Annotated in this window: 13 protein-coding genes; 7 read left to right on the top strand and 6 right to left on the bottom strand. The window is 41.1% G+C overall.

All coding sequences use genetic code 11. The features are described from left to right. Positions 1-10 precede the first annotated feature (10 nt). Entirely contained in the window at positions 11-1,957 is a 1,947-nt protein-coding gene (locus HQ39_RS03270) for a fumarate reductase/succinate dehydrogenase flavoprotein subunit (RefSeq protein ID WP_036788875.1), read from the bottom strand. A gap of 30 nt (positions 1,958-1,987) precedes the next feature. Continuing rightward, the gene (locus HQ39_RS03265; protein WP_036863698.1) at positions 1,988-2,713 is read right to left on the bottom strand and encodes a succinate dehydrogenase; all 726 of its coding nucleotides are present in this window, start codon (positions 2,711-2,713) and stop codon (positions 1,988-1,990) included. A gap of 368 nt (positions 2,714-3,081) precedes the next feature. Between HQ39_RS03265 and HQ39_RS03255 the strand changes: the two genes are divergently transcribed. The 5 genes from HQ39_RS03255 (at position 3,082) to HQ39_RS03235 (ending at position 9,786) form a co-directional block, all read left to right on the top strand. Continuing rightward, on the top strand, positions 3,082-3,579 hold the full coding sequence (locus HQ39_RS03255; RefSeq protein WP_036863694.1) for a hypothetical protein: 498 nt from the start codon (positions 3,082-3,084) through the stop codon (positions 3,577-3,579). Between the two features lie 194 nt (positions 3,580-3,773). Beyond that, positions 3,774-4,427: an HmuY family protein gene (locus HQ39_RS09170; RefSeq protein WP_052079399.1), complete on the top strand. Its 654-nt coding sequence runs from the start codon at positions 3,774-3,776 to the stop codon at positions 4,425-4,427. Between the two features lie 125 nt (positions 4,428-4,552). Then, entirely contained in the window at positions 4,553-6,733 is a 2,181-nt protein-coding gene (locus HQ39_RS03245; RefSeq protein ID WP_036863692.1) for a TonB-dependent receptor, read from the top strand. Between the two features lie 1,402 nt (positions 6,734-8,135). After that, positions 8,136-8,570 carry a hypothetical protein gene (locus tag HQ39_RS09645; protein WP_052079397.1) on the top strand — a complete coding sequence of 145 codons (435 nt, stop codon included), beginning with the start codon at positions 8,136-8,138 and terminating at the stop codon, positions 8,568-8,570. A 40-nt stretch (positions 8,571-8,610) separates the two neighbouring features. Next, positions 8,611-9,786: an OmpA family protein gene (locus HQ39_RS03235; RefSeq protein ID WP_036863689.1), complete on the top strand. Its 1,176-nt coding sequence runs from the start codon at positions 8,611-8,613 to the stop codon at positions 9,784-9,786. Positions 9,787-9,912: 126 nt separating this feature from the next. Here HQ39_RS03235 and HQ39_RS03230 read toward each other — a convergent pair whose 3' ends face one another. From HQ39_RS03230 to HQ39_RS03215, 4 genes are all read right to left on the bottom strand, one after another. After that, positions 9,913-10,167 (bottom strand): hypothetical protein, encoded by a 255-nt coding sequence (locus HQ39_RS03230; RefSeq protein ID WP_036863688.1) that lies wholly within the window; start codon positions 10,165-10,167, stop codon positions 9,913-9,915. Positions 10,168-10,596: 429 nt separating this feature from the next. Beyond that, a complete protein-coding gene (locus HQ39_RS03225; protein ID WP_036863686.1) occupies positions 10,597-12,186 on the bottom strand; it encodes a DUF6029 family protein in 1,590 nt (529 codons plus the stop codon). Positions 12,187-12,220: 34 nt separating this feature from the next. Next, positions 12,221-12,691 (bottom strand): TlpA family protein disulfide reductase, encoded by a 471-nt coding sequence (locus HQ39_RS03220; protein WP_052079396.1) that lies wholly within the window; start codon positions 12,689-12,691, stop codon positions 12,221-12,223. Between the two features lie 91 nt (positions 12,692-12,782). Beyond that, entirely contained in the window at positions 12,783-14,522 is a 1,740-nt protein-coding gene (locus tag HQ39_RS03215; protein WP_081965366.1) for an Omp28-related outer membrane protein, read from the bottom strand. Between the two features lie 297 nt (positions 14,523-14,819). On the opposite strand from HQ39_RS03215, the gene HQ39_RS03210 reads away from it, so the two are divergent. Both HQ39_RS03210 and HQ39_RS03205 read left to right on the top strand, forming a co-directional pair. After that, complete coding sequence (locus HQ39_RS03210; protein WP_036863684.1) at positions 14,820-15,761, top strand: NAD(P)H-dependent flavin oxidoreductase; 942 nt, start codon at positions 14,820-14,822, stop codon at positions 15,759-15,761. After that, complete coding sequence (locus HQ39_RS03205; protein WP_036863681.1) at positions 15,758-17,980, top strand: beta-N-acetylglucosaminidase; 2,223 nt, start codon at positions 15,758-15,760, stop codon at positions 17,978-17,980. The genes HQ39_RS03210 and HQ39_RS03205 overlap by 4 nt, the downstream gene beginning before the upstream one ends. Positions 17,981-18,172: the final 192 nt, after the last annotated feature.

Here is an 18,172-nt window from a genome sequence, read left to right as displayed (position 1 = left end):
ATGCCGTGGGTTAGCTCTTGTAATTACGTTGTTGACGTACAATGAACTCGTAATCCAGAACCTCTTTGTGCATTACAGGATCTGCATTTTCTCCTTTATATTCCCAACAAGAAACGTAAGAGAACTGATCGTCATGGCGGAGAGCCTCTCCTTCTTCTGTCTGGTGTTCCAAACGGAAGTGCCCACCACAAGACTCCTCACGATCCAAAGCATCATGTGCCATAAGCTCGCCTATCTCTATAAAGTCGGCAAGTCTTAGAGCTTTTTCAAGCTCAACATTGAAATCTTCGGCTTCTCCAGGTATGCGTACGTTGGACCAGAACTCTTTCTTCAGCTCTTTTAGCTTGGTGATGGCTGTTTTAAGTCCTTCTGCTTCACGTCCCATGCCTACATATTCCCACATGATGTGTCCAAGTTCCTTGTGTAGATTGTCTACAGAACGTTTACCCTTGATGTTCATCAACTTATTGATACGCTCCTTAATCTGGCGTTCTGCTTCTGCAAACTCTGGAAGATCTGTAGAGAAGCGAGGAACTTGTATTTGATCCGAAAGATAGTTCTGTATAGTATAAGGAAGAACGAAGTAACCGTCCGCCAAACCTTGCATAAGAGCAGAAGCTCCAAGACGATTGGCTCCGTGGTCTGAGAAGTTCGCTTCCCCGATTGCAAACAGTCCCGGTACGGTTGTCATCAACTCATAATCCACCCAGAGACCTCCCATGGTATAGTGAATTGCCGGGAAGATCATCATAGGCGTCTCGTATGGGTTGTCATCCACGATCTTTTCATACATCTGGAAGAGGTTACCATACTTTTGCTCTACGACATTCTTGCCCATTCTATTGATCGCATCAGCAAAGTCAAGATAAACGGCAAGTCCGGTAGTCCCTACGCCAAAGCCTGCATCACAACGTTCTTTCGCTGCACGAGAAGCAACGTCACGAGGAACAAGGTTACCGAATGCAGGGTATCTGCGTTCCAAGTAGTAGTCTCGATCTTCTTCTTTTATTTGTGTTGGTTTGAGCTTACCTTCACGTATCGCTTTCGCATCCTCTATTTTCTTTGGTACCCAGATACGTCCATCATTACGAAGAGATTCAGACATCAAGGTCAGCTTACTTTGGAAATCTCCATGAACAGGAATACAAGTAGGGTGAATCTGAGCCATACAAGGATTTCCGAAGAATGCTCCTTTCTTATAACACTGCCAAGCGGCCGATCCGTTACTTGCCATCGCATTGGTAGAAAGGAAGAATGCGTTACCATATCCTCCTGTACCAATTACTACGGCATGAGCCGCAAATTTCTCAATCTTACCTGTTACAAGATTACGAGCAATGATACCACGAGCTCTACCTTCTATAATAACAACATCCAACATTTCGTAGCGAGTAAAGAGCTTAACTTTACCCAAGCCGACCATGCGAGAGAGAGCAGAGTATGCTCCAAGCAACAGCTGCTGACCAGTCTGTCCACGAGCATAGAATGTCCGTGATACTTGCGCCCCACCAAATGACCGGTTATCAAGGAGGCCACCGTATTCACGTGCAAATGGAACACCTTGAGCAACACATTGGTCTATAATAGAGTTGGATACTTCTGCCAAACGATAAACATTTGCTTCTCTTGCACGGTAGTCGCCACCCTTGATGGTGTCATAGAAGAGACGATATACAGAGTCTCCATCATTTTGGTAGTTCTTAGCCGCATTGATACCACCTTGCGCTGCAATGGAGTGTGCTCTACGCGGAGAGTCCTGAATACAGAAGTTATAAACATTGAATCCCATTTCTGCAAGAGATGCAGCTGCTGAAGCTCCTGCAAGACCTGTTCCTACAACGATAACATCCAATCTACGCTTATTCGCCGGGTTTACCAGCTTTTGGTGGCTCTTATAGTTGGTCCACTTTTCAGCCAAAGGCCCTTGTGGAATTTTAGCTTCTAATATATGTGACATAAGTTGTGATATTCTAATCAGGATTAAACATTAAAGAGCCGGAACCATTGTGTGCTCCGCCGCATGTGAACCAAGTGTCCAAATGTGACCGATATTGTCACACAGACCAAGAGAGTTAAGATAGAATGATACAGCTACTGCTGCAAACATCAAACATACAATCGTTGCGTAGATGATACCTATAACTCTTAGTCTCTTAAACCAAATCTTGTTGTTGAGCCCGAGAGTTTGGAAAGCACTCCAAGCGCCATGAGAAAGGTGGAACCAAATGGCTAACAACCACACAAGGTAGCATACTACCACGATAGGATTGGAAAATGTTTGGGCTACGAGAGTAAAGCCTTTTTCAGGAGCTTGACCTGTCCACTCCAAGAGTTGCATCTTAGACCAGAAGTGAGTTAGGTGCCATCCCAATACACCCAAAACAATAACACCGAGAACGAGCATGTTCTTGGAAGACCAATCTATTCCGGTCTTACTGGAAGAAGCATACCTGTCTGTTCCTCTTGCTCTACGATTTTGGATTGTAAGCACAAAAGCATAGGCAATGTGAAGAATAAATCCTAATGCCAAAACCGGTACCATGAACTGAACTATAGGATTTGTTCCCATAAAGTCGCAAGCTGCATTGTAACCACTTTCAGAAAAGATTGCGACAACATTTATAGTCGCATGAACTAATAGAAATACAATAAGAAAGAATCCGGTCAAACTCATTAAGACCTTCTTCCCAATAGATGAATTAAATAACCACATAGAAATGATAAGTGTTTAGTGGGTTTAAAACTGTTTATATGTTTATTATTCTGTTTGCCGGCAAAGTTAAACTATTTATTTTGTCTTTCCGATACTTTAGCACGAAATTATGTGCTTTTTTCTTTAATCACTATATGTGTGTATATGAAAAGCCATATTTTTCTACTTTCCCTCTTTTTGCTTTGATGGATATACCCATTAAGGGGGAATTTTTTCTGCTTACAAGATACATGTTTTTTACTTTTGATATTTATCCTGACTGCTATAATATCATGGTTTATTTTGCTTTCTTGTCATGGATAGGTGTTTTTTGACTCAAACACCTATATTTGTATCTTCAAATTAGATAAATAAATCCTTCAGGACGGATGAATACAGTTGTAAAATCAACAGCATCGAGGGGCGACTTTGCTGTGGAAATAGAAAATAGAAGAGTGGTGCAAGTAATCTATAAAAGCCACTTCTCAAGTGTTGCAGGTTTCGAATTCAACGGAGAACGAATAGAAATTCGTCCTCATAATATATGGCATAGTAGGTATGATATACTAAAAAATGGAGTGTGTAAAGGAGATATTCGATTCAATTGGAAATGGAATATCATTATCCGTTTGACAGATGGAGATACTGAAGAAACCTATACAGTCAAGAGTAAAAATATATTCGGCAAGAATTTTGAGATAACGGATAGTCAAAAAAATCCGCTGTTTCTTATGAAGCCGAAATTTAAATGGAGAACCAGAAACTTTGAGTATGATGTCATGTATCATCATAATGCCGAGGCAAAAAATCCATTGTTGGAGCTTCTTGTGTATGCAACCTATGGTATAAATCTGTATTTGTTGTCTCTTATTGTGATTGCATCTTAGCTTAGAACGTGTCATGTTTATTTGAGGGAAAGTAGGCCTTCTGATTGCTCCCTAATTATTGTCAAATTTGATTGATTTGTATGGCATTTTACCTATAAATTGTGATTGTTGCCGTTTTTGCTGACTTCTATCTTTGCAACCGAAAACTACATGGATAATGGTAGCTTTAGTACAATCAAATCACATACAAAACAATGAAAAAAATTACTTTGACAAAGACATTTATGCTGCTTACAGCAGTATGTTTAGGAGTTTTCTTTACAAGCTGTAAAAAGGATCAGAATAAGCCGGATGTTCCTCAAAAGAATGAGGTTAAAACAGCTTCTTATATTAGAGCTAACTCCTATACGGAATGGGCTTATTTTTCTTTTGAAACCGGCAAGGTCGTAAAGGTTGAAGATCCCACGAAAAGCAAGGACTGGGATGTGGCTTTCCATAGACAGCAGATAAGAGTCAACGACAAGAATTTCTTAGGAAAAGCAAAAGCTCAGATGCTTGATGCAACTGATTTTGATGCAAAGGTTTATCCGGAACCTGCTAAGATGATCGAAAATAAAGAGATTCTTATTCCTGTTGGGGTCAATATGGGCAATCAAGCGGCTCCTTATCTTTTGGAGAAAGGATTCTGCCTTACGGACAATGATAACTTCTTGAAGAATACGATCGGATCTTTCACTGTGAATATGAAAGAAATGGGAGGAGATCCAACCAAGATGTATGTCGTAAACAAAAAGATCTTTGTTTTTCTTGCAGCAGATGGTAAGACATATTACAAGTTGCAGTTTACAGGAGTTCTTTCCGAAGAAGGAAAGGGAGGACATATTAGCTTTAAGTATGTCAAACTGTGATTATGTAGTATCTAAAATCCAAATACTACTTTAATAATAGAAAAAGAGCCACTCTCAGCATCATTTGGAGCTAAGAATGGCTCTTTGTTTTTCCCTCTTGAGAAAGAGAAAAGAAATAAAAAGCAATGATAAGCAGACTAAAAATAGCACTATTGGTTATACTATCCACTTTTTGCATTGTTGCTGTACAAGCACAAGTAGAGGTAAAAGGTGTGGTATTGGACCGAGAGGTTGAAAAGCCTTTGAACAATGTACGTGTCATCCTTAAGAAAAAAGGAGGAAAGATAGCGAGAGAAGTTTTGACCAACGATAAGGGAGAATTTGCATTTGATCTTTCCGATCTGAAAAAATCGGATGTGAAAGGCGTCATCTTTACTTGCAAAGGGTATGAGCCGGAAAGACTCTCACTTACTTTGCTTAAGGATCTGACGAATCTCAAAATCTACATGAAGTCTCACACATATCAGTTGGACGACCACGTGATTGTTACAGCCACTCGTACTCAACGCCATTTGGAACAGCTCCCGGTTCCTACGCACATCATAGGGCGTTCGCAGATAGAGAAAATTGTTCCCACTACAATGAATGAGCTATTCTTGTACACGATACCCGGAATAGAGCTAAGCGATCACGGAGGGGTTACCAGAATGAAGATTCAGGGATTGGATTCCAAATATACCGCAATCCTTATAGATGGAGAGGAGATGGCTGGTATGCGAAGCGGATCTGTGGATCTCTCCAGGCTCTCTCCGGATATGATAGAGAGAGTAGAGGTTGTTAAGGGTGCCGGTAGTGCTTTGTATGGCTCTAATGCTATTGCAGGAGTTATCAATCTTATTACCAAAGAGAACAGAAAACCATTCTCTTTCAATGCTTCTGTTGGCTCTTCTACTATCAAGCAGCACAATGGTCATATTGGAGTTGGTTTTCGTCAGAAAAGACTCTCCAACCTTACATCCTTCTCCACAGGAGTAGAGGGAGGGTATAAGCTTTCTACTCAAAAAGAAGACGAGTCTCTGGATCTCTTCAAGAATACAATCTATCGTGCTGCTAACAGACTAAAGTGGAAGCCTCTGGATAATGTAGCCATAAAATGGAATCTTTCAGGTAATACAAGAAAGCAAGAGCTGAATGAATATTATAACGATAAGTATGATTATCTGAATAATATGGTAAGCTTCAATTTGGGACTTTCAGAAAAGCATTCCATTCAAGGATCTTATAACACAGACTTTTCATTAAGACACCGTTTCTATCCTAAGAAAGAGACAGATAATAAACTCTTCTTGTATAAGAATATCAAGCACATGGCGAAAGCAATGTATGCTTTTTCAGATAAGAAGATAGGAGATTTGAACATCGGTGCAGAAGCAAACAGCGAGCTTATAAACTCTTATCAGATTGCTGAAAACAAGGAGACCAAAAAGCTTGGATATTTCGTTCTTTACGGGCAGCATTTATGGAGCCCATCAAAGCATTTCCAACTTCTATATGGTCTGCGTTCAGACATTCACTCTGCCTATGGTACTCATCTGAGTCCAAAGATTTCTGCTTCTTTATCTTATAATAATGTCAAGATGCGTCTCGGCTATTATGAGGCATTTAAGTCTCCAACGGCAATGGAACTCTATTTCAATTGGAGTCATTTAGGACGTTTTTATATTTTGGGAAACCCGAATCTCAAACCGGAAACAGCAAGACAGATGTTGGTTAACTTGGAGTGGAATCATAAACATACATTGAGTATAAATAGTGGAGTAACACACACAAGGTTTAAGGACAGAATCGTGTTGAGAGCAAAGAGCAATAATGACCAGTACTATGTCAATATCGATGACACAAGCAGTATGACCGTTGCCGATGCTCAGCTGACATGGAGACCGGTAAATGGGCTTACTTTCTCTTTGAACTATCTCTACACTCACGATCCCCAGTATGTTACCATGGATGGTAAAGCTTACAAGACTTCTCTCACTCGTCCACACAATATACTTGGAAGTATTAAGTGGTATAAGGCTTGGGCTCATCACAGTTTAAGTGTAAACTTGATGGGACAATATTATTCCGGTATAGATACCAATATAGAGGAACAAGATCCGGTAACTAAAGCTCCGAAAATGGTGCCTATTAAATACGAAGGATTCCCGACTACACGCTTAGTTGTTACAGAAACTTTCCTACAACGTTATAGCATAACCTTAGGAGTAGATAATATTATTGCTTACAAGCCCCGAAGCATTAACTTCCAAAATGCTTCTTTTTCGCCGGGTCGTGTATTCTTTACAAGATTGGCATATAACTTCTAATAAGCACTGCATTATATATAACATTTGATTTGAAAGACCTGAGCACTCTGCTCAGGTCTTTTTCTTTATATAATGCTCCTTGCTACCCATTCTATTTTTAGATTTTATTTCAAATTAGCTCTCTGATTGATAGTCGTTTGACTGCAATTGAGTTTTTTATTTCAGTCGTATTTATATATAAATAATAGTTGTTTTGCATACTTTTTCATATTAGGAAGCTAATTGACTTATTCTGTTTCTATATTCTTTTGCTTAATTATTGTTTTGTGTCATCGTTTTTTTTTGTTAATTTTGCGTCGATTTGGTTAATCAACCATTTAAAATTATATTTATTAAACAAACTGTATGTCGAAATCTCTTTTTTATGTTTTCGACGCTTTTTTATTTATTTAGATATGAAGACGATTTATAAGTACATTGTGCTGATAGCAGTGCTTGTCAGCATGGCTTCATGTGATCGCATCGAGATTTTGTCTCCTCCGGGACCGAGGGGATTGAGTGCGTATGAAGTTTGGGTCGAAGCTGTACAAAACAAGACGATCCAATGGGAAAATGGTACAGACCTTGCGAACTATTTCAAGTATCTTAAGGGTGCAAAGGGAGACTCCGGTAAGGATGCTTTTTCTATTTGGCAAGACTGGATCAGAGATGGTTCGGTGGATAATCCTCACAAACCCGGAGAGAAATGGAATCCGGAAAAGAATACCAAGAGAGATTTTTATCTTTTCCTTACAGGTGCCAAAGGAGATAAGGGGGATACTCCTTTTATCAATTCTAAAGGAAATTGGCAAATAGGAGATAAAGATACCGGTATCCCTGCCAGAGGAAAGGATGGTAAAAAGGGCGACAAAGGCGACCAAGGTGAAAAGGGCGATAAAGGCGACCAAGGTGAAAAGGGCGATAAAGGCGACCAAGGTGAAAAGGGCGATAAAGGCGACCAAGGTGAAAAGGGCNAGGCGACCAAGGTGAAAAGGGCGATAAAGGCGACCAAGGTGAAAAGGGCGATAAAGGCGACCAAGGTGAAAAGGGCGACAAAGGTGACCAAGGTGAAAAGGGCGACAAAGGTGACCAAGGTGAAAAGGGCGATAAAGGCGACCAAGGTGAAAAGGGCGACAAAGGCGATAAAGGTAACCAAGGTCAGAAAGGAGACAAAGGAGATAAAGGTAATTCCGGAGACAAGGGCGATAAAGGTAATGATGGATCGTCAGGAGCTCCTGGAGACAAAGTCGAAATAATAGATGGTTATTGGTACATTAACGGTATCAACACCGGTGTTTCTGCAGTAGGTGAAAAGGGTGAATCGGGAAAAGGAAAATCTGCTTATGAAATTTGGGTAGAAGAAGTCGAAAAGGGAACTATTTTTGACAAGGACGGAAATGTTTGGGATAAGAATAACAAGTCCATGGCTCACTTTATGCTCTATATGAAAGGAGAGAAGGGAGGCCCCGGCGAAGTTAAGGTAACAAAGCTATCCATACTTAGTGTGATTCCGGGAGACCCTATGATAGGAGTAGTGGCTCCACCGGAAGAACCGGAGCCACCTCATGATGACCCCGAATATCCTGGTCATCCATCTCAGCCTACTCTGATAGAAGTTCAATCGGATCCTAATGCGACTATTTATTATCAAGCAATTGGTCTTGAAGGATATTATGGCGGGGGAGGACCAACATCGAATATCGAAGTTTATCAGAAACCTGCAGATGGAGAAGGAAAGGCTACTATAAGCATAGATACATTTGAAAATACATTTATTGTCAATGTTTGGGCTCTCTCTGAAGGTAAGGCTTACTCTCCAAACTTGCTTGTCAGAGTAACCATTTTCATGCCAACATAATTTCTGACATCCGTTGATATTTAACTATAAAACAAAGATTATGTCATCACTAAAATATATATTACTTTCCTCTTTGCTCGTTTTCTCCATTGGAGTATCGGCTCAGGAGTCCGGTATGAAAGAGTCTGCCGGTAAAGTGAATCCGAAAAAGAGTTGGGAGATAGGATTGGGAGCTGATGTTTTCAACATCAGTCGCATGAATTTTCACAGTTATCGCTCTTCTGCTAAAGGGGATGTTTACAATCTTGATCTCAGAAACATGATGATCGGGGGGAATATCTATTTGGCAAGAGAGATCAATCCGTGGTTGTATGCGGACATCCAAGCGACACTCGGCTGGGCTAACAGCTTTTCTTCGGAAAAGATGAACCAATATAAGTTTTATGGAATGGGAGGATTGGGCGCACAGTTTCGCCTAACCCCTCTCTTCAATAAAAAGTATGTTGAACCTTACTTCAGAATAGGAGCAAACTATCTCTTCAAAGATTTTTATTTGACAAGAAGCGGAATGCTCCCCAACTTTCAGGGGGATAATCTGAAATGGACTCACTCGGATGAGTTTAACAGCCAAGCAGATAATCAGAAGCATGCTTTCTTGGCATCTTTTGGAGTGGGTGTCAACAGCTGGTTCAATGACCGCATCGGCTTTGGACTTCAAGCAGATTATCTTACCTCTTTCACTAAGAGCAAGCTCAACTTCCCTCGCGTTCTCGCCAGAGTAATGTTCAGAATAGGGGAGACCAAAGAGGCTCCTAAAGTGATCTACCGAGAAAAGATTGTACGACAAATCGTAGAAAAACCGGTAGAAAAAGAGATCATCAAGTACGTGGAAAAAGAGAGCGAACCTCTCTATATGTTGTTTGCCAATATCAATTTTGAATTTGATAAGTACGACATAACACCGGAGTCTGCAAAGATTCTTGATGATGCAGCTGTTATTCTTAAGAGAATGTCTCAGCATAAGTTCCTCATCACAGGGCATACAGACAGCAGAGGTAGCGAGCGATACAACGAGGTACTATCTCGTAAAAGAGCTCAAGCCGTTGTTGAAGGCCTGCTGGAACGTGGTGTTTCTGCTGATATGCTTAAGAGTAGAGGCGTAGGCAAGAAGATTGCTGCAATGCCGGTTGCTAAGTCTCATATCATAAGAGAGGGAGACAGAAAGGTAACCATTGAGATTATCAAAAATATGGAGTATTGGAACAATCTTGACTAATTCGGACATAAAACTCCGCAACCAATAGTAGAGCAATCTTATATCTGTTCTGTCCGAAGCGGAGAAACAGTTCTGTTAGAATCATTTTAAGAGAGGGTATCGGTTATGACCGCTACCCTCTCTTTTTTATCTGCTTATTTTGCACTCTTCTATCTGTCTGTCAAGATTGTATGGGATACAGGATTTTATTTTCTTCAAATGATTTGAACTCTCTCTTTCCGGCTGTTTATTCTCTACTCCCAAGCTCATGGCAAGACCAAAGAGAAGTGATAATATCTTGAGAAACGGATCATTTATTGGAGGACTAAGCCGCTTACTCTTCAAATTATTGTGCGGAAAATCTTCATCCGACACGGTAAGAAGTTTGATGATAGTGTTCAAAAACTTGGTTATCCATATTTACATTTAAGAGTAAACGGATTAAGAACTGTTTTTCAAAGCTTTATGAGCAAGACTCATGGTGCGGTTTGTACAGGTCAAATTTCGATTTGCGGAAATCAAGCCCTGAGTTGTAGTTCTTAAAGGATTAAGAGTAACTTTCTAATAGGTCTAAAGAATCAAATGAATAGGTTCATTCAAGAGTTGTATCGCATATTTTTACGAACTGAACGGCAACCATGTCGCAGAAGAATAAGCAGGATACAGTGTAGGAGTAGTGGGGAAGTGTTGTCTTGAAGTGATGCTCCTCATGGATGTTTATGGGTATTTCCCCCTTTCCCATTAAAAAGAGAGTAAAGAAGAGAGGCTACCACTGTGTGCCGGACACAAGTGATAGCCTCTCTTTTAGGAATATGCTGTTCGTATATCTTGTCAGAATGTATAGGATAGACCTGCCATAAGCCCGGTATATTCCGGAACAAATCTACATATACCTCCTACACACTGAGTGCCGGCTCTTGATCTTCCGTAGCTTGCTGTGAGTCGGAGACCATTATAAGTGAAAGAACAACCTGCCATATAATAGTGTTCTTTTTTCTCTCCGCCATGGTTGTACATATCGCTTACGTAAACCATCCAGTTTGGGGCAAATCCCACCTCAAGAAGACCGAATAGCCAACCCTTCTCTTCCATTTCGGTAGACATATATTGTAGCTCTGTTCTTAGAGACAGCTTCCTATTGGCTCTCCAAAGGAAGTCTATTACACCGATATAGGAGTCGTAGTTTTCAGATATGTAAAACTTGTTCTGATAATAAAGTCCAATGGTCGTTTTTATCGATCTGTTGATCTGTTTTCCCACCTCAAGAGCTACTTCGGAGAAGAGATTCGAGCCATCCTGACCAAAGAAAGGCATTGTTTTCTTAAAGTTATTTCCCAAAGATTTGTAGTGAGAGGCATTTAAGGCGATCTTCAATGGGTATTTCCCTAATGCAGTACCGGAGATATTCCAGAAAAGGTCTACCTGTCCGCCAATCTCTCCACCAAGTTCGGTAACATGCGGATGAAGTCCGGGAAGTGTGTACTTGTGTTGTTTGGTCAGAGCCGGAACATAGTTTATCGGGATATAAAGCTGTTCCAGTTTGTTGTCTATCCTAAAGTCCATGTGCTCTATCCGCCTGAACACCCCGGATATACCGAAGTTGGGACGGATATAGTCTGCATTGATCAGTAGCGCATCCCCTGCTTCTGCCGGATAAGATCCCTCTGCCGGAGAGAAGGTTTGACTCATTCCCTTGCCGGTATATTCTATTCCAAGATTGAAGCTGGGAGAGTAGAACCCAGCCCTTGTACTGAACAGATCCACACGAGCAAGCTCTTCGGATTCCTCTATTGTTTTTGTATTATGACGAGAAACCCAGGAAGCGCCCAGTGTTACATCGTATTCGGACTCTTTCTTGAAGAGTTTGATGGCAGACAGCTCCGCATCTCCTCCCCACATGAAAGCATCTGCATACTCCATGTAGCGTCTCGGCTGTCCGCCCATCGCCTTTAGAGTCAGCCAATTTGAAGGGGTATATTTGATGTTGAGACCTCTAAGAGAGTTGTTGATACCCAATGCTCTCTCTTCGTATGCACGAAAGATGAGTCCGCTACCAAACTGCTCGTAGAAACTTCCTAAGGTTACGTTGAGCTTCTCTGCACTATAATTAAGATAGTAATGAGTGAGACCGTGTCCTTTGAGCTCTTGAGAAAAACCTTTTAGAGGGGGAAGATAGAGTTCGTATTGCAGTCCGGCATTGAAGTTCTTATAGTTGTATCTGAGATTCAGATAGGTGTTATCGCCATAGTTTTTAGCATCGGGATCATTCTCGTCTTTCTTATAAAGCGCGGCATTGGACTCTATTCCTCCATTGAGCCTGCCCCAATATTTCTCCTTTTTCTCATTTTGAGCCAATATTGTGGGAGTTGCAATGGCGACGATTCCAAGTGCACAGAGAATGGCATTGAATCTTCTTTTCATATAAATCTCTTTTACAGATAAGATATTTCCGATATTACTTCACATATTTCAAAGCCTTGTCCACAAGATATTCTTCGTCTCCGGGATTGTATCCGTTGTGTTTGTAAACCTGCTTTCCGTTGTTATAGATGAAGATGAAAGGAACGGAAGTTGCGTTCAAGCTCTTGTAAAGCTCTTGATTGCTGTCCAGATAGAATTCGAAAGGAAGATTCCGAGCTTTTACGAAAGAGGGTACTTTGGATTTGGAGCGAGAGTCATCTATGGAGATAGATACAACCCTTACTTTTCCTTCCCATCTGTCTCGAATCTCTTTCATGGCTTCCATTTCATTGATACAAGGTTTACACCAGGTTGCCCAAAATGAAACAATCACAGGTTTACCACCTTTGATGACCTCGGAAAAGCTTTGATGCTCTCCATTTAGCTTTTCGATCTTTACATTCTGAGCAGACAGAGCCGATATACAGCAGAATAGGAATATAAGCCCGATAGCAAGTTTTTTCATTACAATAACGATTTAGAAAGTTTAGAAATGTGATAAAAAAATCATCCATCCTTTCCACTCTAAGAAGGGAAAGAATGGATGATGATAATATTTAGAATCCACAACCTGAGCCCACATTAGCTCTTTGGGCGTTGATTACTTTGTCATCTTCGGTTGTGATCAATATGGCTACACCGCAATTCTCTTTTTTCCAATCGCCTTTCATTGTGAATTTGAAAGTTTGGGATAGTGTCTTGTTGGCAGTAAGTTCGATAGGATTTCCGAAGGTCGCACCTCCGTGGCTGGTTCGATAGACATGGCTATGTTCGGATTTGAAAGGATTAGGAAGACCATTACTTTGACCCAATCCATTTGTTTGCCATCCTTCAAGCTTGTTCTCAAACAGTATGGCAACACACTTGATCTTTTTCATATCCTTTGTTGCTTTGATCTTAACATCTGCTACGACTTCTTCTCCAACAACATCGGTTTTCATGGATATGCCGACATCAGTAGTTGGTTTTCTATGGGTGAGAAGCGTTTGTACATCACCGCCTTGTTTATAGAATTTATCTCTGTAAAGCACGATAGAAGGATAGCCTGGAACTTTTAGCTTATTAGCAATCTTTTTACACTCCGGTGAGTTCCATTTATCATCTATGTGTAGAGCCAAGCCTACAATTTTAGACTCTTTTGTCGCATCTTCCATCATAAACAGATATCTTGGACAATATGGACACCAAAGACCGGTAAAGTCTTCTACGTATAATCTGCTTGTTGGTTCAAATTCATCAACTGCTGTAATGGATACAGGCTGGGAAGTTCTACCTTTAAGTTTTGCTTTTACCAAAAATGTCTTTTTCTGTCTTGAAGTGATATAGTTGCTTTCTATATCTTTCCCATCTACTTCAAATGTTACAAGTTCTGTAATATCCTTATCATTTTGGTCTGCATCAAAACACATGAAAGAAGCAATATCTTCACCATCGGCGGTAAATCTTTCCTTATCGAGCTTTATGAAGAAATTGGATATAGGAGCTACTACTGTAATCTTGACAATGTTAGAGATATTACCTTGATATCTTGCTTTGAATGTAAAGTCGCCGGCAGATGTAGGAGCGAATACATTGCCTTCCAAGGTCTTTTCTTCATAGAATATCTCAGAATCTTTTGTGATGTCTTTTCCATCCTTATCCGAAACTTTAAATGTGATTTTGGGAGAATCATCAAGATTGACTTTAATAACATCTGCTTCCAGCTTAATGGCTTGAGCGAGATTGGCTTGGAATACCAGCTCATTAGACTCTTCTTCTTCATAATAAGCAATAGCTTTGTATTCTTTTGCACTTGCGCAGATATAGGTGTTGCCGGTTATTCCTACACCATCCACTCTAATTTTGGTTTTTGGATCGGAAGTTATGTCTGTTCCATCTTTCTTTTTGACAGTAAAAGTGATTTTATCCTTTCCGTCAGCCAGAATAGAAGCCTTATCCGAAGTTAAAACAAGAGTCTTTTCCTTTTCAAGTTCATCGGACTTCTGAGCTGTGATGGTTATTTCATTGGAAACAGTTTTATCCAAAGAAGCAACAACCTTATAAGTGCCTGCCTTGTCTGTTTTGAATGTGTTGCCATTTATGGCGTTGTTATTAACCTTAATGGTTACGTTAGAAGATACATCTTTGTTGTCTTGGTCTATTACCTTAAAAGTAACAACATCGGTGTTATCCGCTACAAAAGTTGCCTTGTCGGCAGAAAGCGTCAAGGTTAATTTCTTGACCTCATTGTTCTGGTTCTTAGAACAGCCAACTGATAAAAGCATTAAAGCTGCTAAGCAAAAAAGTAATCGTTTCATAGTTGTATTTAGTACGTAAAAAAAACATCATTGGAGTTTTCTCTAATGATAGCAAGGGGTTAATATTATTGGTTTACATAGATCTTTCCCATCGTTTTGTATCAGATTCTTGCTAAACGCTCCGATTGCAAATGTAATAATAAACCTGAATAAATAACAACTATACCATAATTATTCTGAATCATCTTCAGATTCATATTTTGATCTTTACCTTCTCTTACATATTTCCCAAAGAAGTCTTGCTCAAAATAGTTATCTTTACCCTTTCTTATTACGAAACTTATAAAACATACAGAGATGAAGAATAATAGAATAACCCGGTTGTTTGGAATAGATTTTCCTATAATATCGGGAGGAATGGTTTGGTGTAGCGGATATAAACTGGCTACCGCAGTGTCGAATGCAGGCGGATTGGGATTGATGGGAGCAGGTTCCATGTATCCGGAAGTGCTTCGTGAACATATCCAAAAAGCTAAGAAAGCAACAGATCTGCCTTTTGGTGTTAATGTGCCTCTTATGTACCCGGATATGGAAGAGGTTATGAAGATTATAATGGATGAGCATGTTCCTGTAGTATTCACTTCTGCCGGAAATCCTAAAACCTGGACCAAAACACTGCAATCGGAAGGAATCAAAGTGGCACACGTTGTAAGCAGTGTCAAGTTTGCTCTTAAGAGTCAGGATGCAGGGGTTGATGCCGTAGTGGCAGAGGGCTTTGAAGCAGGAGGACACAATGGAAGAGAGGAGACCACAACGATGTGTCTTATCCCTTCGGTTGCGGATGCGATAGAAATACCCCTGATTGCCGCCGGAGGTATAGGTAGCGGAAGAGCCATGGCAGCAGCTTTCTGTTTGGGAGCGGATGGCGTTCAGATCGGAAGTGCATTTGCTTTGACCGAAGAGAGTTCCGCTCATGACAACTTCAAGAAGAAGTCTGTTTCTCTATCCGAAGGTGAAACAATGCTGTTGCTAAAGAAGCTGTCTCCCACACGTATGATTCTGAATGATTTTGCCCAAGAGGTTATAAGTTACGAAGATCGAGGTGCCACAAAAGAAGAGCTGGCAACACTGTTGGGCAGAGGGCGTAGCAAGAAAGGCATTTTTGAGGGAGACCTCTCTGCCGGAGAGTTGGAAATAGGGCAAGTGGCTTATCAGCTGAATGAGATTGTCCCGGTAGCGACCCTCTTTGATAAGATCAAGCAAGAATACTTCACCACTATACAAAAGTTTCAATCATGAGTTTAAGGACTGTTTTACTCTTTTGTTCCTTGTTGTTGGGCTCTTCCTCTTTGGCTTGGGCGCAGAAACACAATCCGTCTCCCGTACCTCATTCGATTGTTTGGGGAGATACTCCGATAGCTTTATCCCAATACAATCCGGTGGCTAAAGGAGAAAAGTGGGCAGATAAAAGTGCGTATGGCAAATTGTTAGAGTTTACCCTTCAGCGTCAGATCAAGAGCAAGGCATTCACCATTACTATTGGAGAAGTGGGGGATAGAGCTGTCTCTCGATACGCAAAGAGTGTTCCGAACAAGTCGGGCGCATACTATCTCAAAGTGGACAAGCAAGGAGCGTGGGTTGTAGGAGCTGACGAAACCGGTACATTCTATGGCGTCTCGACGCTATTGGACATCCTGAGCAGGGAAGAGGTATATCCGGTGGAGATAAAAGATGCTCCCGATGTTGAAGATCGCGGAGTAGTGGAAGGCTTTTATGGTACTCCCTGGAGCTTTGAAGCTCGAATGAGTATGATAGAAGCAATAGGAGAGTCCAAGATGAACATCTATATATATGGACCTAAGGATGATCCTTATCACTCTTCACCACATTGGCGAGCTCCTTATCCTGCGGATGAGGCAGAAAAGATACGTCGTTTGGTCGAGGTGGCAAATCGGAATAAGGTTCAGTTCGTTTGGGCTATCCACCCGGGGAAAGACATCAAATGGAACGAGGAGGATCGTCAAAATCTTCTCTCCAAGTTTGATGCGATGTACCAAAAAGGTGTTCGGGCTTATGCTGTCTTTTTCGATGATATTTCGGGAGAGGGAACAAAGGCAGAGAAACAAGCAGAACTGCTCAACTTCCTACATACCAATTTTGTTGCCAAAAAGGGAGATGTGGCACCACTGATCATCTGTCCTACGGAGTATAACAAGGGATGGGCGAATGTGAAAGGCGGATACCTTAAGACCTTAGGTCAGAATCTCCACCCCTCCATACGCATTATGTGGACCGGCAATACCGTGGTTGCCGATATTGATGTCCCTACCATGGAGTGGATCAATGAGCAGATAGGCAGAAAGGCATACATTTGGTGGAACTACCCTGTAACCGATTATGTCAGAGACCATATCTTATTGGGTCCCGTGTATGGTAACAGTAAAGAGATTGCCGATAAGGTAAGCGGATTTGTCTCCAATCCTATGGAGCACGCAGAGGCATCCAAGATAGCGGTTTATTCCGTAGGGGATTATCTCTGGAATATGAAGAGTTTTGATCCAAAAACTTCATGGTTATCCTCCTTAAGAAAGGTTATGCCACAATCTTACAAAGCATTGGAAGTGGTTGGCAAACACAATAGCGACTTGGGTGAAAACGGGCATCGCTATCGCAGGGAAGAGTCTTCACACATCGCTCCGATCATGCAAAAATGGCTGACCGGTACTGCTACACCGGAAGAAAGAGAAGCGATCAGATCGGAGTATGAACAGATGGAAGAGAGTGGCGATATACTACTACACTCCACAGACAATCCTCAACTTCTGAAAGAGATTGGTCTATGGCTTCCGATGTTTATCCATGTAGGCTCTCTCGGACAAGAGGTGATAGCTCTTCAAGATGCTGCAATAAAAGGAGATAGAACTGCCTTTATGAAGCATTACTACCGTATTCGTACTCTTCAACAAGAGATGTATAAGATAGATACCGGAGCCGATCTTCATCCTCATCAACCCGGAGTAAAAAGTGCGGAGAAAGTAATGCTTCCTGCGGCAACAAAGCTCTTTGCTACTCTTGTAAGCCAATACAACAAGCAGTACGGTACGGATCTGAAATCGGATCAGCAGTATCTGCCTCATAAGATATACACCAACAATCCGGCTTTTGAGCATCAGCCACTTACGTATAGCAAGCGCAATCTTTTCATCGTAAAGAAGTTGGAATACACCACTATGGCTACCGGTGATTATGTGGGAATATTGCTGGATAATCTCTATACCATTACAGAGCTTCGTCTCAATATCGGTATGGAAGATTGGCCCGAAGGTTTGACCCTTCTTGCCGGAGAGTCTGTCGACACAGTCAAGCCCGTAGAACTGCAACAGAATGCACGAAACAAAAAGCTTTTTGAGGCAAAGAGGGGAGATGTGATAAAGGCTAAGATTATATTTATTCGCAATAATAGCACTAAGCCGGTGGATATTCGTCTTGAACAGTTCTTTTTTACTCCCAAAAACTGACACTTAGAATTGTTTTGAAGAAGTCATAAAGGTCTGCAAGGGATCTTTATGACGATGTACAGATAAAGGGATCACACACGTGATCCCTTTATTGTTTTTAGTCGGTCAGGTGGCAAACATGAGGCTTTTGAATGGCTGAATTGTAAAGGAAACAGGGTAGAGTATTTTGAGCATAATATCCACCCGTTCGAC

Origin of the sequence: Porphyromonas sp. COT-108 OH2963, assembly GCF_000768895.1 — a bacterium.
Lineage (GTDB): Bacteria > Bacteroidota > Bacteroidia > Bacteroidales > Porphyromonadaceae > Porphyromonas_A > Porphyromonas_A canoris.
Note: the sequence above shows the minus strand (reverse complement) of the source record. Positions and strands in the feature narration are given on the sequence as shown.